This window comes from Moorena sp. SIO1G6 (genome assembly GCF_010672795.1).
GTDB classification, from domain to species: domain Bacteria; phylum Cyanobacteriota; class Cyanobacteriia; order Cyanobacteriales; family Coleofasciculaceae; genus Moorena; species Moorena producens.
Window position 1 is genome coordinate 44,984 of the sequence record NZ_JAAHFZ010000035.1, and the last position, 20,509, is coordinate 65,492.

A 20,509-nucleotide genomic window follows, 5' to 3' on the forward strand; every position below is an offset into this window, starting at 1 on the left:
ATCAAAGGAAAATATTAAGGTTTTAGGCAATAGGTAACTTCTGAGCTGGGAACTTCGGACTTAAACCTTCAACCTTAATTCGTATAACCAACTGCGATATTCCCCAGTAACCAATAAGATTAATCAACTCTAACCATTTCACGGGATTCTTCTTTCTTATTCACCTCAGAAGGTTTCGGCTTTTGACCCCTAAAGTCTCCTAATAATCCCATCAATGCTGGAACTACTGTAGGTGTTAGTAATGTAGACAAGGCCAATCCCCCAGTTAAGGTAATCCCTAACCCTTGATATAATTCAGCACCTTTCCCTGGTATTACTGCTAACGGTAACATGCCTAGTACTGTAGTTCCAGCAGACATGAATATTGGTCGTAAGCGATCGCATACAGCTCTATACAAGGATGTATCGTAATCTATTCCTTCTCGCTGTAATTGCAAGGCTCGGTCTACCAAAAGGATGGCATTATTCACCACAACTCCAGTCAGAATCACAAATCCCAACCCGGTAATCATATCCAGTGGTACCAAAACACCAGGAATTCTGTTGACTATCACCAAACTCAACAAGGCTCCGGTTAATCCTATCGGTACGGTTGCCATAATTACGATGGGATAGAGAAAAGAACGGTAGAGTGCTACTAGCAGCAGATAGGTAATCAGTAAAGACAGAAGAAAGATTGACCCCAATTGAACTAAGGTTTCTGATAGCAAATCTGCTGAACCAGCTAACTCGACACGATAGCCAGCAGGTAGGTTTTTCCGGAAGGGTTTGAGAATTTGCTGCTCTGTCTGTTGAACTAGTTTGCCTAAGGGAGCTGAGCGCTCGACACTAACGGTTAGGGTAATAGAACGCTGTAAATCCACTCGGTCAATCCGATCGGGTCCGGTGGTATCTACTACTTCAGCGACATCAGCTAGTTGTACTTGCCCACCATTGGGAGTATAGATCACTAACTGACGCAACTGCTCTGGGGTTTTGACAACGGTATGTTGTAATTCAACGGTCACATCCAGTTCCCGTTTACCATCCACGAATTCTGAGGCTCTAATCCCACCGAGAGCAGCTTCAACCATTCTCCCTAAGTCAGCTTCTGACAAGCCCACTTCTGCCAGTCGCACCCGATTGGGAATTACTTGTAATTCTGGCGCAGCAGTAACAAAACTGGAACGAGCATTGCGCACACCGTCCAGTTGGCGCAATTGCTTAGTAATCTCCTGACCCCACTGGTTTAATTGATCCAGGTCTTGTCCTACCAGACGCACTTTATAGGACTTGCCTGGATTCCGAAAAATGGCAGTGCGCCTGGCAACCACAAAGCGATAACCAGGGAAATTAGACTTTACCTTTCCCATCCGATTCACCATGTCATCGAGATTCCTAGCGGTAGCTAACTCTGGCTTGAGATAGACTAAAATCGTTTTCCGTCGCGAGCTTGCTATTACCAAGGTTCGGTCAATTTCCGGCTGCTGTGCCAAGAACTTTCTCGCCGGTTGGGATAGCCGTAGGAATTCTGGAATACTGGTGCCTGGAAAGGGTTCCGTTAACCACATAATTAAATTACGGTTCCCTTCTGGTAGGTAATCCATGGGGGGGAGTAACCGAATACTGACAAAGAGCAATATTACAGGAATCAACAACACAGCCAAACGCCTTCCGATCCGTTTGCCACCAACAGACCAACGCACGGTTTTTAATAACAATCCCTCTAGCTTGCCTTGCCATACTCGAAACACTGCTGAAGTTTTGGCTACAGCTAGCACCAGGACATTTTGGATTTTGGCTCCTCTATTTCGCTGCTTTGGGCGCAATGGTTTTGGGTCTAAACCTTGGGTGCCCACATCCCCCATCCCCTGCAAAATCTGTTGCGCCTCCGCTTGATTAAGAAACAGTCCCGATAGCATCGGCACTAGGGTCAGAGCTGCAAACAGGGAAAACAATACCGATGTCGATAGAGCAATACCAATATCAAAGAACAGCTGTCCTGCTTCCCCTGTTACTAAAACAATGGGAGCAAATACTGCTACGGTAGTCAGAGTAGAGGCTAGCATAGCTGACCACACTTCTTGAGTGCCGTCAATAGCAGCTCGGATCGGATTTTTTCCCCGTTGCATGTGGGTGAAGATATTTTCTAGCACCACAATCGCATTATCTACGACCATTCCCACTGCAAATGCTAATCCTGCCAGACTGATCACATTCAGAGAGCGACCCAGCAACGCTAAGACAATAAAGACGGTAATAATAGTAGTCGGAATAGTGAGGGCTATTACTGCTACGGTGCGCAATGACCCCAGAAACAACAGCAACACTAGGGATGCTAGTATTGCACCTATGATCAAATTTTGCTGCACTAAGGCAATAGATTGGTTAATATAGCCATTCTCGTCGTAGTTAATTAAGAACTGGACAGCTTCCCCTTGCTGTTCCAGTTGGGCTTCCAGTTCCTTGAGTACTGCTCTGACCCCCTTAGATATCTCTGGGACATTGCCACCAATTCGTCTTTCGATACCAATGCCAGCGGTTGGTTGGTCATTTGATACAAAAACTGTACTTTGAAGCTTGCGGCCAATGCGGACATCAGCTACATCTCCCAAATAGACAATTCCTGATTGGTCTCGGCGCAACACAAACCCTTCTAACTCCTTCACATCCTCAGAGCGACTGACGGTGCGGACTCGGTATTCCCGTCTGCCCACTACCATCGGTCCACCGCGAATATTGCGGTTATTATTGCGCAAAGTATTAACGACATTAGACAGGGTTAGATTGCGGTCAGCTAAGGCTTTCGGGTCTACAATCACTTCCACTTCCCGTTCCCGTCCCCCAGGAGTAACAATCTGACCCACTCCTTCCACTTGCCGTAACTTGGGTAAGATGGCATCTTGAATCAAGTCACGGTAATGGTCTGGGTCAGAATCATAGCCTTCTTTGGGCATTAGGACAATCCACATCATGGGACGGCTAACACCACTGACCACTTCAGCAGAGGGGTCTCCCGCTTCTGGGGGTAGAGAGGACACTCGCTGTAATTTGCTCAAGACATCTACTAAGCGAGCATCAATATCTGTTCCCCAATTGAATTCGAGAGAAATGCGACTGCGTCCAGGGCGAGAGCTACTGGTAATTTCTTTAACCCCTGTGACTTCTTCGACCGCTTCTTCGATCGGTCTAGTAATCAGGTCTTCTACTTCAGTTGGTCCTGCTCCACCGTAGGAGGTGCTAATGGTAATTTCTGGGGTATCACCTCCTGGTCTAAGTTCTAGGGGAAGCTGGAATAGGGCTAAGATGCCACATAGGGCTAGGAGGCAGAACAGAACAAATGTGCCGTGTCGCCAGCGGACAGCTGTTTCGATAAGTTTCATCAAATTTGGCCGAAGTTGGCAACTTAGGAACTAGGGAACAGGGAGGGAATCGGGAATCGGGAATCGGGAATCGGGAATCGGGAATCGGGAATCGGGAATCGGGAATCGGGAAGGATTCTAGAGACTAATATAGCGGTTTCTAGCCTAATGAGGTACACAGGATTTTTTCCCTGTTCCCTCTTCCCCTCCTGGGAGGGGTTAGGGCGTGTCTTCAAACTCCGAGTACCCCCGTTTCCCTTAAAAAAGGGGGACTTTGAGTATGGCTCCCCCCTTAATAAGGGGGGCTGGGGGGGATCTAATATCTTGCGGAAAACTTTGAAAACACACCCTAGGGGTGGGTTCCTCTTTCCTGTTCCCTGTTCCCAGATCCGCTGTTCCCTAAAACCAGGTAATCTGTACCTCACCAAATTGAAAACCGCTATACAGCACGGCGGAAATCAATATACTTTTCAAAAATAGCAAAACTCTTATATATTAAACCTCTAATAACTAAACATGTAATAATTTTGAATTTTGAATTTTGAATTTTGAATTCCGCACAGCGGTACTAGTTTTTCAGGTTTGCAATAGGTTCAATAATTAGGAATTAAGGACTAGTAATTTTGACTGGTGCGCCATCTTTTAGTCCTTCACCGCCTGACACAACTAGGGGTTGATTGGCTTGTAATTTTTGATTAGTGATCAGGAGTTTTTCCCCCATATCCGCTAATATTTCTACGGTAAACTCTTGTGCTTTGTCTTGGTAAATGGTATATATTAAGGATTGGTTTTTTCGTTTAATGATGGCATCACGGGGGATAACAAAACTGGGATCTACATCAATGGGTAAATCTAAGGTGGCTTCAATTCCCATTCCAGCTAATAAGTCTTTTGGGGGATTGTTGAGATTTACCCTTACTAGTTGTCGCCGTGAGTTGGCATTGGCTGTAGGCACAACGCTGGTAATCTGTGCTCGTTGCTGCCAGTTAGGTAAACTTCGCGGTGCAGTTAATTCCACATACATCCCTGGTTTGACCTGATTAGTAAACTGTTCTGGTACTTCTAGAAAGATATCGAATTGATCATTATTGACCAAGGTAATGATGGCATCGCCACCTTCAACATAGTTGCCAGTGTCAACTTGCCGGGATTGCACAACTCCGGCTATAGGCGCTTTAATCGTGGCTCGTTCTGATGCTAGTTGAGCTTGCTCAACCGCTGCAACAGCTGCTGCTACTACCCCTTTCTGGGCATCAATTTCTTCCTGGGTTGGTCCGACTTGGGCTTCCGCTAACAGAGCTGCAATGCGCAACCGCTCACTGATGGTGGCATCAACGGTACTTCTGGCTTCAGCAATCTCTTGCTGGGTTTTAGTTTGTTCTGCACTTAGGGCAGCTTGAGCCCGTAAGCGCTCACTGGTAGCTGCATCAGCTGCTTTTTCGGCTTCCACTTTTGCTCGTTCAGACAGAGCTCCTTCCAGAGTTAGGGCTTCAATGCGTTTTAGGTTATCCTTGGCTTCTTGTTCCCGAGCTTGAGCCCCATCTAGTTCTGCTTGCCGTTGGGCAATTAAATTGGGTTGGACGGCTATCATACCATCAAGGTTGTCCTTTGCTTCTTGTTCCCGAGCTTTAGCTCCATCCAGTTCTGCTTGCCGTTGGGCAAGAATTTCTGGACGGGTTCCCACTTGTAATCGAGCGAGATTACTTTTTTCCTGAGCAAGCCTTGCTTTAGCTTGGGCAAGGGCTAACTGTTGGTCAGCACCATCAAGAATAGCAATGGTCATGCCCGGTGTAATGCGATCGCCTTCTCGGACTTTGACTTGTTGTATCACACCATCCACCTGAGATTTAATCGTGATTTTTTCACTTGCCTCTACTTCACCCAGTAACTGGATCCGTTTAATTCCTTTACCTAAGGTCAGGGGAATAGTTTCTACAGGTCGCGGTGGTGTCTGTTTAGTTTTCGTCTGGGCTACAGGGGGTTCTGGTACTGTCGAGATTTGCAACAAAGCTAGACCTCCTACCAAAAACAGGACTGTGAGTAGCCATGCCGAGGATTTGGCTTTGGTTTCTTCTTGGCTTTGAGAATTTGAATCTGGCTGATAGTGATTAGACACTTGGGGATTTACAGGTTCCATGGTGATGCCCTGACAAAAAGATGTCAAAAAGATGTTTATAGGATAACTTTGCTCAATCCTACTGGCGGCCTCATGAACTCGATCAGAGCAGTTGACTTAGATAGGAATTAGTCTAGCTTTACAAATTTTAATCAAAATTTAATGGTTATGGCATCAAAGTTTTTATATTATTGGGAGAGAAATATTTAATAGATGAGTGAAGCGCTACTTTGTGTCGAAAACTTGCAGGTGGCCTATCCTAGCAGCCAATCCCTTGAAAAACCCACTTGGGCAGTAGATGATGTTTCCTTTATCCTAGATTCAGGGGACCGACTGGGATTAGTCGGTGAGTCAGGCTGCGGTAAGTCTACTCTGGGACGAGCAATCATGCAGTTGTTACCGCAACGGTCCCGAGTGAAAGGACAGGTTAGGTTTGCAGGAAAGTCTGTCTTTGATTTAACCCCTGCACAGCTGCGCCAGTTTCGGGGAGAAGCAGTAGCCCTAGTCTTTCAAGACCCGATGACTCGCCTTGACCCTTTAATGAGTATAGGGGAACACTGCCTAGAAACCCTCAGAGCTCACCAACCCCAGCTATCAGGACGTGAGACTAAAGCAAAAGTAATAGAAACTCTAGATGCGGTGAAAATTCCCGCTAATCGCTTCTCTCAATATCCCCATGAATTTAGTGGTGGGATGCGGCAACGGGTTGCGATCGCATTAGCCTTGTTGCTCAATCCCAAGCTAATTGTAGCAGATGAACCCACCACTAGCTTGGATGTTACGGTAGAGGCACAGATATTAGAAGAATTAACCATGGCTTGTCGAGAACGGGACATGGCACTGTTACTGATTTCTCACGATTTGGCCATGATCGGGGAATATTGCGATCGCATTGCGGTCATGTATGGTGGGAAAATGGTGGAAACTGGGCCAGTGGCACAGATTCTGTGGCAACCTAACCATGATTATACGCGATCGCTTTTAGAAGCAGCTCTACATCTCCAGGCAGTTAGAGAGCACACTGACACTAATGACCCTGACACTAATGACAATGAGGGTAATTCCAGCTCTGCCATTCCTACCCCTTTGCTACGGGTTACCAATCTCCAGCAATATTATACCTTAGAAAGCAATTTTATTCAGCAACTGGTATCTCAAGAAAAAAACGTTATCAAAGCTGTGGATAACGTCAGTTTTGATTTATATCCTGGTGAAATTTTGGGACTAGTAGGAGAATCCGGTTGTGGTAAAAGTACTTTATCTCGCACTATCTTGCAATTAGTTCGTCCTACTGCTGGAACCGTTGAGTTTCAAGGCACAAATTTAGCTACACTCAATCGACATTCCCTACAAGAGATTCGTCGTCAAATCCAAATGGTATTTCAGGACCCCCATGCTTGTCTTAATCCTTTAATGACTGTGGGAGAAAGTATTGCCGATCCGTTATTTATTCATAAATTAGCGGCTAATCCAACAGCAGCAAAAAACCAGGTCAAGGAAATGCTAGAACGGGTAGGATTAACGCCTGTAGAAGATTACTATAATCGATATCCTGCTGACCTTTCTGGAGGACAACAACAACGGGTTGCTATTGCTCGGGCATTGATTACTCATCCTAGTTTGGTGATTTGTGATGAACCAGTGAGTATGCTGGATGCTAGTGTCCAAACTCAAGTACTAGAATTAATGTTGGAGTTGAAAGAAGCCTTTAATCTTACCTATTTGTTTATTACTCATGACCTCTGGGTAGCACGGTTTTTCTGTGATGGAATCGCCGTGATGAATAAAGGTCAGATTGTTGAAAAGAAACCAACTCATGACCTGTTTACTAATCCTGAGCATCCTTACACTAGAACCTTGCTAGAGGCAGCTCCATTGTTAGATAAACAAAGGTGATTTCTAAGCATTCAGCGGTCAGCATTCAGCTTTCAGCTTTCAGCGGTCAGCTTTCAGCTTTCAGCTTTCAGTTTTCAGTTTTCAGTTTTCAGTTTTCAGCTTTCAGCTTTCAGCTTTCAGCTTTCAGCTTTCAGCATTCAGCTTTCAGTTTTCAGCTTTCAGCTTTCAGTTTTCAGTTTTCAGTTTTTAGTTATCAGTTATCAGTTATCAGTTATCAGCTTATGCGCTACGCGCACGCTACGCGAACAGTTAACGGCTAACGGCTGACCGCTGACCGCTGACCGCTGACCGCTGAAGGCTGACCGCTGAAGGCTGACCGCTAACGGCTGACCGCTGACCGCTGACCGCTGACCGCTGACCGCTGAAGGCTGACCGCTGACCGCTGACCGCTGACCGCTGACCGCTGAATGCTGATAGCTGAATGCTGATAGCTTACTAAAGGATTTCAATAGTTTGAGCAGTGATAGCAGACTTACTGGAACCAGAACTCTGACCTTTAATCCGAACCTTCTGATCAGGACTTAATTTTCCTGGGTCAACAGTTTCTCCTTGACGAGTGATTTTGGTATCGGAAAGAAGTTGTACACTATAGGAACCAGACTTCGTCTCTACCTTTAACTGTAGAGGGAAGCTTTCCATAACTGCGACAATTTTACCTTCGATAATCATTTGTTCATCAGTTGACCTTTCTATTGGATTATTATCTGGATTATTACCCTGATTGTTTTCCGATGGAACGTCTGGTTGCGGAGCGCTACAAGCGGAAAACAGCAGGCATAATCCGATAAGACTGCTCAAAGCAAAAGATTTAACAGGAATTTGTAGTTTAGTAGTCATCTGACAGTTTTTTCCTTTGTTAGTTGAACTGTAAGCATTCAGGTATCAGCCGTCAGCAGTCAGTGGTCAGTGGTCAGCCTTGGCCTTTGGCCACGCTACTTGAGGTGCCGTCAGCCGTCAGCCTTGGCCTTTGGCCACGCTACTTGAGGTGCCATTAGCTATCAGCCGTCAGCTGTTGACTGAAAGCTGATCACTGATCACTGAAAGCTGATCACTGAAAGCTGATCACTGAAAGCTGATAGCTGATCACTGAAAGCTGATAGCTGACTGCTGATAGCTGACTGCTGATTAGTCCCGGACATATTAGACATTTTTCCAAGCCGACATGTTATCAAACACAGACTTATTGATGCGGACAGCACTGTTAGGACAGCCACCATAGCCGTGAATTCCCACTACATGGTGTTGACCATCTTGCAAGCGCCAGACTGGGCTACCGCTTTGACCGCCATAGGTATCGAGCATATAGGAGAGCTTGCGACCAGTGATTCTGGTAATTCGACCAGCATTGAACCATTGTGTGCCAAATGGTTTGTCACCAGCGTAGCCAGAGTTATTTATCAGTAGATTTGTGAGTAAGTCGTCGGATAGATTGGCAAATCCGAACCAGCCGACTCGGTTCCCTAGGGTGTCATCCGGTAGAATAATTGCTCCGTAGTCGAAATCATCATCTTGTTCTTGTGTCCAGCCTTTTACACTGCGGAAGGATGTGCTAACTTGGGAGCCGAAGGGAGCTTCGTTTTCATCAATACCGGGAAAGACCTCAATTTTCCTGGCCCAACCACCAGCACTATGGCTATAGACGCAGTGTCCAGAAGTCATTACTGTCCGTGGTCCAATCAACCAGCCAGTACACAGAGACCGCCTCCCATTAGCTTTGGTAATGATTAACTGGCAAATCCATCGCCAGGGCATACTAGTAAGTGAAGAAATGCGGATGCGGTCGTCACTACCACATACTGACTCTGGCCTTTGGAATTCTCCAGCACCAGCATCTGGAAGATTTTCCATATCCTCTGTGACCAACATTCTTTCCTGGAAATCAAAACCCTCATTAAGCGCTCGGGATTTATTGAATCTGGGTACTGCTTCGATTTCACCGCGACCCATCATTCCCTCAAATTGGTCTTCGGTATCTATTGACTGGGATTGAGTTTCGCTGGAAGTGATTTCATGGAGCTGCTGATCCTCCCGTTCTATTTCCTTGCCTTGGTTGGTTTGATTGGAAACTATTTCAGTTTCTGACATAACCATTCTCCTTACAATTAACTACTACAAAGAACTCAAGTGAATGTTCTTTCCATGTACATAATCGCAAGGTTGCACTAGGCTTGACAGTACCCTTGCGGGTACTTATAGCGCTACGGGCAAGTCAGAAGTTAGAAGTCAGAAGTCAAAAGTAAGCGATTACTTACGTTTCGGAGTTTAGGAGCGATGCAGAGGTGCGACCCGTGGCGAATTTCATTCTTAATGCGGAAAACGCACCATTACGGTCTTGGGGAGGCAGCGCGGTCTTGGGGGTTCCCCCCGGAGACGAAACCTGATTACGTTGAGCCTTTATGGTTGGTAGGTTATGCAAAAAAGGGTTAAAACTTATTGATTAAGGCGAGCCTGTCTTACGGTAACTTCAAACCACTCGCGCTTTGCCGTGGTTTCCCCCACTCGCGCTTTGCATCAAGACAATGTCCTAATCTGAATGGGTAGTGCTATATAGTCAATTTTTTGATCAAGGAAAACTTAGGTATTTAACTGAGGTACGGGAGTACCTCAGTTATCCTGAACAACCCAACCCTCAAGAACGTGATAGCTGATTGCTGATTTTAGCTAAAATTTGGTATCATAGATGTTTTTCGCCTTTGATACCACAAAGAAGACCTTGATTCCTTACTATAAATAACTTTTTCTCTTTATAATAAGCGCATATTTGTATTTTTCTTTACAACTTAAGTATAACACATTAGGGCATCAACACCTACAGCTTAACAATTTGTAAATACATACCCTATATCCCCTATATCATTAGATCAGCCCTGTGAGAATAAGAATCACGTACAGCGAGCGAACCTCAATGGCCACGTAATCGATAAACTACTAGATGAACGACTGGCATTGGCCGCCAGATCTTGGGTAACAGGTGTTTCTGAACCTTGGTTATAACCTGAAGTCAATCAAACGCCTAAGTCAGTCCTCCAAGTACATCTTTAGTTTTGGATTTGTAAGAGCTTCTCACAAGCTATACCGTCTTGATCACCATCGAGGTTGTGAATATCCCCGGGATAGGTTTTCAGTAATAATTGAGCTTGTCTTTGACTTTTAAAATCCGCGCAATTACAAGTATCACCTGTACCGATAACACAAGGTGGGATTTCAGGACAGGTCTCATTTTGAACTCCAATGGAACATAGTGCTCTCTGTCCTGAAGAGCTAAATACAAAAGTCAAAATTGATACTATTAAAGCAAAGGCAGCGATAACATCAGAGCGCTCCCATTTGTGACTGTTATTTTTATTATCAGTATGGATCATGATTACATGATTCAAGTTCTCAGTTCAAGTTTCATTGACCATAGATTAGATTCTTCTAACTCCTTGTGTCAAGCCTAATTGAGATGCTCTTACACTGCATACTTAACCCTTCATACTTCATAATTGATACTTAAGCCTTCATAATTGATACTTAAGCCTTCATAATTGATACTTGATGCCTTGTTCATACTTCTTACTTTAACAACTGGGATTCCCAATCCTGACTAGTATCCAACCTAATCACCAAAGATTGTTCCTCTTCTGTAAACCCTTCAAATCCAGCCTGTTGACCCTTAAGCAAATCAACCGTAGCATCAGACACATCCCCACTACGAGATAATAAGCGATTGGCCGTAGGCCACGCGGGGCGCGTTCGCATAACACAGCTTCTGGTGCGCAGAGCGTAAATAATTTGTATCGGTAACTGATAACGCTTGGCTTTTGCGATCGCTAATTTTCGGAAAGCCAGTCGATCATACTTACCATCTCAAATAGGGAGCATGTCACTTATGCAGAACATTAGTACGCTTATCTGGGGAATGGGGAATGGGGAATGGGGAATGGGTAATGGTGATGGGTAATGGGTAATGGGTAATAGGTAATAGGGGGAGTATGTCACTTTTACCGAATATTTTTACCTTATCGATCGCCCCCTCATGGGTAATTGCTTGCTCATCTGGTAAATAGTTCATCTGTTCTGCAACTAAGACCGGCTCGAACACAGGATTTTTGTTGTTTTGTCAAGTAGTTCATTTGTTAGGCTTATTTGACCTGCTCCCAGTTTGAGGTCCACCAATGTACTTTTGGCTTTGCTGATAATTTTGGTCAATCGCCTCCCGAATTTTAGCAACTGTGCCAAAACTACGGATATAATTATTGGTCTTCGCCCTTTGATGGAACTGAGCTACAACTTTTCCCAATTCCAACCTATGAGTTGTGGTAAGATTCTGCTGTTCCAGGATAGTACTTAACAGAGACTCTTGAGGAAACTGGCGCATTTTAACTGCATACTCTACCACCTCACCCACTCCCCCTAGTCCAAACCCATCACTGGTTTTAATGATTGGCACAACTTCCAAATAAATCTCAGGAGAAACTGACTGATTGATGCGCATTTCTTCTTGACAAAAATGCTTTCGCTGAGCTAAACTTGAATAGTCCAGGAATCCAAAATATACGGCTTTCTTGACTTTATAGACGTACTCGCCAGTAAGCAGCACATAGGAAGCATGGGTCTGAATCAGTTCAATAGGTAGTTTCACCGGATGAGGATAAAATTCCGGCTGCATCATCTGGTTAATTAAACTGGGAATATCTGTCTGTGTCATTTTTCAATAAACAGTTAACTTGGAACTGTTTACTAATTGGGAAGCATTCAGCTGTCAGCTGTTAGCTGACAGCTGATGACTGAATGCTTACAATGATTGGCCGTAGGCCACGCTACGCGAACGAAAGCTGTCTAAATTAAATACACAATAGCTTAATCGCTACTAACAACTTCCTTGACAGACTCAGCCTGAGAACCCTCCAGACGTGGACCATGAGTTTGTACTACTTTTGAAGCAAAATAGTTTCCCCAACGTGCTGCTTGCTTAGTGGTCAAACCATTGGTGATTCCAAACAACACACCACCGGCAAAGGCATCACCAGCTCCTACGGTATCCACGGCCTTAGCTGGGAATCCAGGCACCTGGAAAATTGTTTTATTTTCCACCACTAAACAACCATTAGAGCCATCAGTGATAAAAGCTGTATCCACTAACTCACTAATTTTACCAGCACAATCAGACAAGGATTCCAATCCACAGAAGTGACGTGCTTCTTCCGCGTTACAGAAGACCACATCACAATAATCTGTAATCAGCTGACGGAAATCATCAGCAAAATTCTCTACTAGAAAGAAGTCGGAAAAGGTAAAAGCACTCTTTACTCCTTTAAGCTTGGACTGTTCCATAGCCTCAATACAAGCTTTCCGAGTGCCATCCCCCGTCCACAGATAGCCCTCAACGTAGCTATATTTGCATTGGCTGAGTCGTTCTACATCAATATCAGTAGGAGCCAAAGTAGTAGACACTCCCAGATGAGTACACATAGTACGCTCAGCATCAGGGGTAGTTAGAACCACACAGGTACCAGTTGGACCACTAGATAGCTCAGCTGGATGCACATCAAATTGAATCCCTGCCTCCAATAAGTCTTGTCGGTAAAATTCCCCATTGGTATCTCTAGAGACTTTACCGGAATAGAAGCCTTTACCACCACTTTGAGCGATCGCAATCATAGTATTAGCAGCCGAGCCTCCTGAGCTTAGTTCCAGAGAATGATGCTCAAGATTGTGTAGAATCATAGCCTGCTTTTGGGCATCCATCAAAGTCATTGCCCCTCGATTCAGGTCATGTTGCCGGATAAAATCATCATCCACCAGTGCCAGAATATCGACTAAAGCATTTCCGACACCAAAGACATCAATAGGTCTTGACTGTTGAGAGTTTTCTGTCATTTTCTTCCAATCCAACTAATCATTCACAAAAAAGCCAGGGAAATTTTAACTCTGCCCTGGCTTAATCAGACAACTATAACCAACCTATCATTGCTCTATGATTACTGTATAAAGTAATGATATTGTTTTCGGTTGAATATTTATCATGGAACGTTATTTGTTAATTTAAAATTGAACAGTGAAAATTCTCAGTGAAAATTCTCAGTGCTCAATCGGCAATTAACAAAATAGGATTTAAGGTAAGCATATGCTTACCTGTATTCTGCAACGCTTTATTTAGAAGTGATAGCAAGAACACTTAATTTAGGCTCATCCATAACCTCGATCCCTTCTGGCAAGACTAACTCGTAAATGTACAGCATCTTACCCTGTTCCAAATTTGATATATCAATATCAATGGTTTCGGGAATTTTATCTGGGGGACATTGCACTTTTACTGTTGTAAGCCTTTGCTGCAAAATTCCACCTTGCTTAACTCCCACGGCTTCTCCCACTAGCTTCAGAGGTACAACAACCTCTACTTTATTTTGAGAAGCCACTGAGAAAAAACTGAGGTGGTAAAGGGAATTTTTCCAAGGATGAGATTGTATCTCCCGCAGCAGCACTGGACCATTCCAGGAAATGTCGGGAATAGAGAGCTCTATCAGGGTATTATTAACCGAGGCTGTTTTAAGCAAGTCTTCTGCTGCTTTAGCCGTCATAGTTAAGGATACAGATTCTGCACCATTGTGACCGTAAAGTACGGTGGGAATCAATCCAGAACGGCGTAAGGCTCTCGGCTTACTACCTTCTGGTCGCTTTTGACATTCTACAGTAACATTCATCGCTAGGACTTTAACTCTTCGAGATAACGTAGCCAAATTAATGGCAATTACTGGTCAGCTACCGGTCGATTCCGCCACCGAGGGAGGTGCTGACCTCAATGGTAGGTCAGGGTTTTTAATCGAATCGGAAACTACTGAGATTCAAACTCTCCGACTGACACCCTGACGCCCTGATACCCTGACGCACTTAAACTCCCGAAGTTATCGGTGTACCGCTAGCATCCAATAGTGCTCGCTTTGGACCATGGATTGGGTCTTCCACAATAATTGTCTGGTCACGGCTGGCTCCTAAGGAAACCACAGCAATAGGAACTTTCATCAGTTCTGCCAGGAATTTAAGATAATCCAAGGCTTCCTTTGGTAAATCCTCTAAAGACCGACATTCAGCAGTAGATTTTTGCCAACCTGATAGGGTTTTGTAAACGGGCTGGCATCGGGCAAACACGCTAGTACTGCTAGGAAATTCCCGAGTGAGTTCACCGTCAATTTCATAGGCGACGCAGACCTTAATTTCTTCAAAGGTATCGAGTACATCCAGTTTGGTGATCGCTAGACAGTCAAGACCATTAATCCGAACAGCGTAGCGACCAATGACGGCATCAAACCAGCCACAACGGCGGCGGCGACCGGTGGTTGTCCCAAATTCTGATCCTAGCTCACAAAGTAACTCTCCTTCTCGAGTGTGAATCTCTGTGGGAAACGGTCCTTCTCCGACTCTGGTTGTGTAAGCTTTTGCCACACCAATCACCCGATCAATCATTGTCGGTCCGACACCAGCACCCACACAAGCTCCGCCAGCCACTGGATTGGAAGAGGTTACATAGGGGTACGTCCCATGATCTAAATCTAGCAGTGTCCCTTGAGCCCCTTCAAACAGAATATTGCGTTTTTGCTCAATCGCCTCATAAATCTTCAAGGAACTATCCACCACATAGGAGCCTAGCCGTTCAGCATACTCCTGGTATTGCTTGATCACACCAGCTGGGTCTAAGGGCGATAGATTATAGAGCTTCTCTAAAATAGGGTTCTTATAATTAATCGTCCAGGTTAACTTTTCTACCAATACTTCCGGATCCATCAGGTCAATGATCCGAATACCAGTACGCTCTGATTTATCCGCATAGGTCGGACCAATACCACGACCCGTGGTACCAATTTTCTGCCTACCCCGGCGCTCTTCCGATGCTTGGTCAATCAATCGATGATAAGGCATCGTGACATGGGCTATGTCTGAAATCAGCAGATTTTTAGTGGAAATGCCCAGTGCTTCAAGTTGGTCAAGTTCGGCAATTAAAATTTCTGGGTCAATAACTGTACCGGAGCCAATAATACACTCTGTATCCGGATACAAAATTCCAGAAGGTATCAGGTGCAGTTTAAAGGTTTGACCTTGAACAACAACCGTATGCCCAGCATTGACGCCCCCCTGGTAACGGACGACTACATCTGCTGAACGACTCAGCAGATCTGTTATTTTGCCTTTTCCTTCATCGCCCCACTGGGCACCAATTACAACAACGTTAGCCAAGGGTTTATTTTGAATGCTAAAGTTTATCCACCTGATAATTATGAACAGTGGTTGCGACTGCTGTCAACTTAACTGTTGCTGATCTAGGTAGAAACTGGAGGAACGAGAGTCACATAAGTTAATCTTGACCTAGAATCGCCACTCCAATCTCTTTTAGACTTTACCTATGTACTCTTATCAGTCATTTTTAACAAAAAACTACTTCTACAATGAAAATTTTATTAGTGGAAGATGATATTCTCCTTGCTGAAAATTTATCCGAAGCCCTCACCAACCAACGTTACGTGGTTGATCTGGTTACCAATGGGGAAATTGCTTGCCAGCAATCCCAAATGCTTGATTATGACTTGATGGTGCTAGATCTGACTCTGCCCAAGCTCGATGGCTTTGGTGTTTGTCGAAAATTGCGAGCCCAAGGCTATCAAATGCCGATTCTAATGTTGACGGGTCGCGATACCACTAATGATAAAGTCAAGGGTCTAGATGCAGGGGCTGATGATTATCTAGTTAAGCCAGTTGACTTACCAGAATTATTTGCTCGGATTCGGGCTCTGCTGCGCCGAGGTCAATCTATCGCACCACCAGTACTTAAGTGGGGAGATTTGCGTCTTGACCCGAGTACCTATGAAGTAAGCTATGCTCACCAACCTATCCACTTTACCCGTAAGGAGTATAGTTTACTGGAGTTTTTGCTGCGCAACGGTCGGCGGGTACTAACTCGCAGTGTTATTATCGAGCACGTCTGGTCTTTTGAAAACCCTCCCGAAGAGGAGACGGTCAACGCTTACATCAAAAGTTTGAGGCGCAAACTGAGATTAGCTGGCGCACCCAGAGATTTGATTGAAACCGTTCACAGTGTGGGCTATCGCCTTAAACAGTTAATTCCTGAATCACAGGAGTAACGCTGATGATTTTTTCCTCCGGCTTGAGTTGGGCAATGCGATCGCCTGTGCCATCTTTTCCCCAAATCGGCACGGATTTCATAGCTAAACGCTTACCGCCAAGGGAAGTGACTACCATGACGTCATTGGCGATGGAATCCCTGACCATGCTGACCAAACCATCTTTAGCGGTTTTAAACTGTAGCGCTTGAGTTCCCAGGTCTCCCCGATTAGCCAACCTGATCGCCTGCACGGGGAGGCGCTTTCCATACCCCTGCTCAGACACCAGTAAGAGGTTTTCCTCTTCCCCTAGGACAACACAGCCAACCAGCTTTTCTTTACCCTTTAGCCGCAAAGCTTGATTTCCTTGAGCGCTGCGTCCCATAATCGGTAACTGTTTGTCATTCACCTCAAACCGCAAAAGCCGTCCATTGCTGGTTGCTACCACCACTTGTGTCGCTGTAGTAGATAGGTTGGCATACTGTAGTTGATCATCATTTCTGAACTTGGTAAGCAACATACCACGGTTCGTTAGTTTTGTCAACTCAGATACTGATACACGCTTAATTTTACCTTGGTGAGTCAGCAAAACTAGGGTGAAGTTTTCTAGGTCATCTGGCACCCTAAAGTGAGCCACAACTGTTTCTGATTGGGCAGAATTTGGCAGCAACTTTACCAAGGGAATACCCTGCTTGCGTCCAGCCGCTGGTGGAATATCTCTAATTTTGACTGGGTAGGCTTTGCCAGAACCAGTGATTACCATTAATTCTTGTGTGGTGAGCAACAGCTGAGCCTGAACTACAAAGTCCTCCCCTTGTTTAATTGACTTGGGTAATTTTGGCTGTGTTGTGGCACTTTGCCGCTGTACATACCCGTGAGAGGTAAATTCTAGAAGTGTTTGTTCTGGCTCAGTGGGAGCATTAGGTAGGGTATCAGGAGTTTTTTGGGGTTGAGCAGATTTCTTACTCCTGGGTTGAGCAGCTGTCGGTTGTTCTAGCTTTTTTTCAGTGGAAGCAATAGAGTTTATTATGGTACGGCGAGGATCACCGTACTTGCGTTTAAGCGATCGCAAATCTTTCTTCAGGGCTTTGAGCAATTCCCGCCGATCATTGAGTAATTGGTGCAGCTGTTCCAGGCGCTGGGAAAGTTCCTCACCCTCGGTCTCTAACTTTTCTCGTTCTAAGCCAGTTAGCCGTCGCATGGGCATGGCCAGAATTGCGTCAGCCTGGATTTCACTTAAGTTTAACTGATTTTGCAGGGAAAGCTTAGCAGTGGTACCATCAGGAGCATTTCTGAGAATGTCAATCATGGCATCCAGCTGATTGAGGCTAGCCAGTAACCCGTCTACCAGGTGAAGACGTCTTTCTTTCTGGGACTGCTCATAGGTATATTGGCGGGTTAGAGTCTGTTCTCGGAAGCTAATAAATGATTCTAACAACTGCCGCAGGGTAAGTTGTCGGGGTTGTCCATCTACCAAGGTCAGCAGGATAGCACCAAAGTTTGTTTGCAGGGGAGTTTGCTTATACAACTGCTGGAGAACCGCTGATGGCTGAGCATCTCGTTTGAGTTCCACCACCACCCGCATCCCTTCGCGATCGCTTTCATCTCGGATATCGCTAATCCCTTCTATACGCCCTTGATTCACCAAAGCTGCTACTTTTTCAATCCAGGCGGCCTTATGGACCTGATAGGGCAACTCACTCACTACAATTGCCCTACGCTGCCCCCGTTTCTTTCGACCGACTTGAATGGTTTCAAGCTTGGTGATGCCTCGAATCGGTATACTGCCACGACCGGTAGTATAGGCATCCCGAATCCCCTCAGCTGCCACAATTTCCCCCCCAGTGGGAAAATCAGGTCCGGGAATTAATTCCCAGAGTTTTTCATCTGGTAAATTGGGCCGGTCAATCAGAGCAATCAAGCCATCTACTATCTCTGCCAAATTGTGAGGAGGAATATTGGTGGCCATGCCCACAGCAATGCCAGAGCAACCATTGAGCAACAACACCGGTAATTGTGCCGGGAGTACCACTGGCTCTTGCTGGGAGCTATCAAAGTTGTCGATAAAATCAACGGTTGCTTCCCCAATTTCTGACAATAGGGCTTGAGCGCCCACGGGAGAAAGTCGGGTTTCAGTGTAACGCATGGCTGCTGGTGGATCATTATCCACCGAACCAAAATTGCCATGACCGTCAAGGAGGGGATAGCGGGTGGAAAAGTCTTGGACTAAACGCACCATGGCTTCATACACCGCTTGGTCACCGTGGGGGTGATATTTTCCCAACACATCCCCAACCACACGAGCACATTTGCGGTATGGTCGATCTGGGGTTAACCCTAATTCGTGCATCGCATATAGGATACGTCGATGTACGGGCTTAAGCCCATCACGGACATCAGGTAAAGCACGCCCCACAATCACACTCATGGCATATTCAAGATATGACCGTTGCATCTCCAAATGCAGGGCTGTGGGAATGACATTACTGTTTTCCAGTAGGTTCAGCTGTTTTGTCATCAAAAATCCTCCAAGGAATTGACCACCTAAAAAGCGTTAAGGGGGCGGACGCCTAAACCCGTTAGGGTTAGCGCCCGGGGAATTACCGCCAATAAATTTGTCGAGCGGTAGCGAGTCCGTTGATTCAAAGTCCGTATTGATAGCCGTCCGCTCGCTGAATGGTTTTTAGATATTTCGGATGTACATCAAAGCTCCTTATCTTAGTGCTCAGCTTAAAAGATGGCCTATAGCGAATCGCAATTCGTCCGGTATACTGCCCCGCGTATTTACCTAATGGGATATCGGCCTTGACTAAATCCCCGGTTTGAAACCCCATAAAGAATTTCTGTGAGGGAGCATGTCCATTAGGAAAGCCATATCGGTCGGTTCGACATCGCTGCCGCCTGCCATGACCTTTGGCTTTGACAATCAGAGGTCTGAGCCGATTAATTAGCAGTCTTTCGGGTGTAGAAGTACCAACACAAGCCGCGTCTGTCCAATGGGTTTTAGCAAGCCCCTGGAGTTTGCGATTGAATTTAGTCTGACCACCAGTACCCGTTTCCACAGGTAACCCGTACCCTTTGAGTCTCCTGAGCAATTCCCATCGGGTTGAATTAACCGCCGCCGCATCTTTCAAAGGAGTTAATGCTTTGGTTAATAACCGCTTTAACACGTCCGGTTTTTTCAGCAGAAACATCTCCACCGGCTGATTTCCCTTAGCTTGGTTGCAAGGGCGGCAAGCCAGGGTCAGGTTGCTGACTCGGTTAGAGCCACCCTGGCTTAAAGCTTGAATGTGTTCTATTTCAAGAGGAACACCATCAGTACTGCAATAAGCGCATTTTCTACCCCATTTCTCGAGTAAATATTCTTTGACTTCAAAACCGAATAGTTCTCCTCGCTGGTACTCAACGCCGCTAATTTCGGGGTTCTGCATTTTCTGCATATCAAACCTGACTAACTCTTGAGAGAGTGCCGTGATCGGACATACCCTTAGAATCCGCCTGACCCAGGTTTCGACGTTCGCAATCCGACTTTCAAGAGATGGTGGGAGCCAGCCTTCTTTTCGAGTCCGGTTAAGAAACCGAGGTTTGCGATATCGGAGTTTACGACTACGCCGCCTTTGTCTTAACTTTCTACGAGAGTCTAGAGATTTCTTAATCTGCTGCCCTCGGTGTTCAATCTCGAAGGCATTAGTCACCCGTCCGGTCTGCTCTTGAACTATGGCAATGCCGGTTTTTTGGGAGCCTGGGTCTATTTTGAGTCGGTAGGGATGGGTAACTGAATCCTCGACCGTCCTGTCTAGTACTACGATGGTGAAGGGGTAGCGCTTGAACACCTTAGCACGCCCCTTTTTTAGCAATTTTCTTGCCCGTGCCGGATGGCAGGGGTCTAGAGGAAAGAGGTTTTTATCGTAAACAAAAGTGTACATTACTGTACCTGATACTTTTAACCCGGACAAATTCCGACATCTTGGATATCTAGGATATCATTTGAGTCAGAAAAGCTGAGTACTACATCCCCGACTGCTTCGAGGAAGGTGGTATCCCACATCGCCTTCAGGAAA

The 20,509-nt window shown here is 45.5% G+C and carries 19 protein-coding genes; 4 read left to right on the plus strand and 15 right to left on the minus strand.

Annotated elements, in window-relative coordinates; genetic code table 11:
* Nucleotides 1-119: 119 nt before the first annotated feature.
* From F6K63_RS25655 to F6K63_RS25665, 3 genes are all read right to left on the minus strand, one after another.
* Nucleotides 120-3,362: an efflux RND transporter permease subunit gene (locus F6K63_RS25655; RefSeq protein WP_287313464.1), complete on the minus strand. Its 3,243-nt coding sequence runs from the start codon at nt 3,360-3,362 to the stop codon at nt 120-122.
* Between the two features lie 23 nt (nt 3,363-3,385).
* Nucleotides 3,386-3,520, minus strand: coding sequence for a hypothetical protein (locus F6K63_RS25660; RefSeq protein ID WP_287313465.1), 135 nt, complete (start codon nt 3,518-3,520; stop codon nt 3,386-3,388).
* A gap of 428 nt (nt 3,521-3,948) precedes the next feature.
* Nucleotides 3,949-5,478 carry an efflux RND transporter periplasmic adaptor subunit gene (locus F6K63_RS25665; RefSeq protein WP_287313466.1) on the minus strand — a complete coding sequence of 510 codons (1,530 nt, stop codon included), beginning with the start codon at nt 5,476-5,478 and terminating at the stop codon, nt 3,949-3,951.
* Between the two features lie 192 nt (nt 5,479-5,670).
* Here F6K63_RS25665 and F6K63_RS25670 point away from each other — a divergent pair, with 192 nt between their 5' ends.
* Nucleotides 5,671-7,353: a dipeptide ABC transporter ATP-binding protein gene (locus F6K63_RS25670; protein ID WP_287267165.1), complete on the plus strand. Its 1,683-nt coding sequence runs from the start codon at nt 5,671-5,673 to the stop codon at nt 7,351-7,353.
* A gap of 200 nt (nt 7,354-7,553) precedes the next feature.
* Here F6K63_RS25670 and F6K63_RS25675 read toward each other — a convergent pair whose 3' ends face one another.
* Both F6K63_RS25675 and F6K63_RS25680 read right to left on the minus strand, forming a co-directional pair.
* Entirely contained in the window at nt 7,554-7,802 is a 249-nt protein-coding gene (locus F6K63_RS25675; protein WP_287313467.1) for a hypothetical protein, read from the minus strand.
* A complete protein-coding gene (locus tag F6K63_RS25680) occupies nt 7,789-8,190 on the minus strand; it encodes a hypothetical protein (protein ID WP_287250651.1) in 402 nt (133 codons plus the stop codon). Before F6K63_RS25680 ends, F6K63_RS25675 begins: the two co-directional genes overlap by 14 nt.
* Before the next feature lie 23 nt (nt 8,191-8,213).
* On the opposite strand from F6K63_RS25680, the gene F6K63_RS25685 reads away from it, so the two are divergent.
* Nucleotides 8,214-8,348, plus strand: a complete 135-nt coding sequence (locus F6K63_RS25685; protein WP_267875698.1) for a hypothetical protein — start codon at nt 8,214-8,216, stop codon at nt 8,346-8,348.
* A 145-nt stretch (nt 8,349-8,493) separates the two neighbouring features.
* On the opposite strand, the gene F6K63_RS25690 is transcribed toward F6K63_RS25685, so the two are convergent.
* The 7 genes from F6K63_RS25690 to F6K63_RS25720 form a co-directional block, all read right to left on the minus strand.
* Entirely contained in the window at nt 8,494-9,438 is a 945-nt protein-coding gene (locus F6K63_RS25690; protein ID WP_008190568.1) for a trypsin-like serine peptidase, read from the minus strand.
* Between the two features lie 953 nt (nt 9,439-10,391).
* Nucleotides 10,392-10,730 (minus strand): excalibur calcium-binding domain-containing protein, encoded by a 339-nt coding sequence (locus F6K63_RS25695; RefSeq protein WP_287313468.1) that lies wholly within the window; start codon nt 10,728-10,730, stop codon nt 10,392-10,394.
* A 178-nt stretch (nt 10,731-10,908) separates the two neighbouring features.
* On the minus strand, nt 10,909-11,094 hold the full coding sequence (locus tag F6K63_RS25700; RefSeq protein WP_008190569.1) for a hypothetical protein: 186 nt from the start codon (nt 11,092-11,094) through the stop codon (nt 10,909-10,911).
* Between the two features lie 124 nt (nt 11,095-11,218).
* Nucleotides 11,219-11,437: a hypothetical protein gene (locus F6K63_RS25705; RefSeq protein ID WP_287313469.1), complete on the minus strand. Its 219-nt coding sequence runs from the start codon at nt 11,435-11,437 to the stop codon at nt 11,219-11,221.
* Nucleotides 11,438-11,464: 27 nt separating this feature from the next.
* Nucleotides 11,465-12,043: a hypothetical protein gene (locus tag F6K63_RS25710; RefSeq protein ID WP_008190580.1), complete on the minus strand. Its 579-nt coding sequence runs from the start codon at nt 12,041-12,043 to the stop codon at nt 11,465-11,467.
* Nucleotides 12,044-12,195: 152 nt separating this feature from the next.
* On the minus strand, nt 12,196-13,215 hold the full coding sequence (locus F6K63_RS25715; protein WP_008190583.1) for an adenosine kinase: 1,020 nt from the start codon (nt 13,213-13,215) through the stop codon (nt 12,196-12,198).
* Nucleotides 13,216-13,487: 272 nt separating this feature from the next.
* Nucleotides 13,488-14,039 carry a 50S ribosomal protein L25/general stress protein Ctc gene (locus tag F6K63_RS25720; RefSeq protein ID WP_008190585.1) on the minus strand — a complete coding sequence of 184 codons (552 nt, stop codon included), beginning with the start codon at nt 14,037-14,039 and terminating at the stop codon, nt 13,488-13,490.
* A gap of 40 nt (nt 14,040-14,079) precedes the next feature.
* On the opposite strand from F6K63_RS25720, the gene F6K63_RS25725 reads away from it, so the two are divergent.
* Entirely contained in the window at nt 14,080-14,205 is a 126-nt protein-coding gene (locus F6K63_RS25725; RefSeq protein WP_008190587.1) for a hypothetical protein, read from the plus strand.
* 21 nt (nt 14,206-14,226) lie between these two features.
* Here F6K63_RS25725 and F6K63_RS25730 read toward each other — a convergent pair whose 3' ends face one another.
* A complete protein-coding gene (locus tag F6K63_RS25730; protein ID WP_008190589.1) occupies nt 14,227-15,567 on the minus strand; it encodes an adenylosuccinate synthase in 1,341 nt (446 codons plus the stop codon).
* Between the two features lie 209 nt (nt 15,568-15,776).
* Here F6K63_RS25730 and F6K63_RS25735 point away from each other — a divergent pair, with 209 nt between their 5' ends.
* Nucleotides 15,777-16,469, plus strand: a complete 693-nt coding sequence (locus F6K63_RS25735) for a response regulator transcription factor (protein ID WP_008190591.1) — start codon at nt 15,777-15,779, stop codon at nt 16,467-16,469.
* On the opposite strand, the gene F6K63_RS25740 is transcribed toward F6K63_RS25735, so the two are convergent.
* Together F6K63_RS25740 and iscB are read right to left on the minus strand one after the other, a co-directional pair.
* Nucleotides 16,438-18,966, minus strand: coding sequence for a DNA gyrase/topoisomerase IV subunit A (locus F6K63_RS25740; RefSeq protein WP_287250662.1), 2,529 nt, complete (start codon nt 18,964-18,966; stop codon nt 16,438-16,440). The genes F6K63_RS25735 and F6K63_RS25740 overlap by 32 nt on opposite strands.
* A gap of 124 nt (nt 18,967-19,090) precedes the next feature.
* Complete coding sequence (gene iscB, locus F6K63_RS25745; RefSeq protein WP_008190597.1) at nt 19,091-20,374, minus strand: RNA-guided endonuclease IscB; 1,284 nt, start codon at nt 20,372-20,374, stop codon at nt 19,091-19,093.
* Between the last annotated feature and the right edge of the window lie 135 nt (nt 20,375-20,509).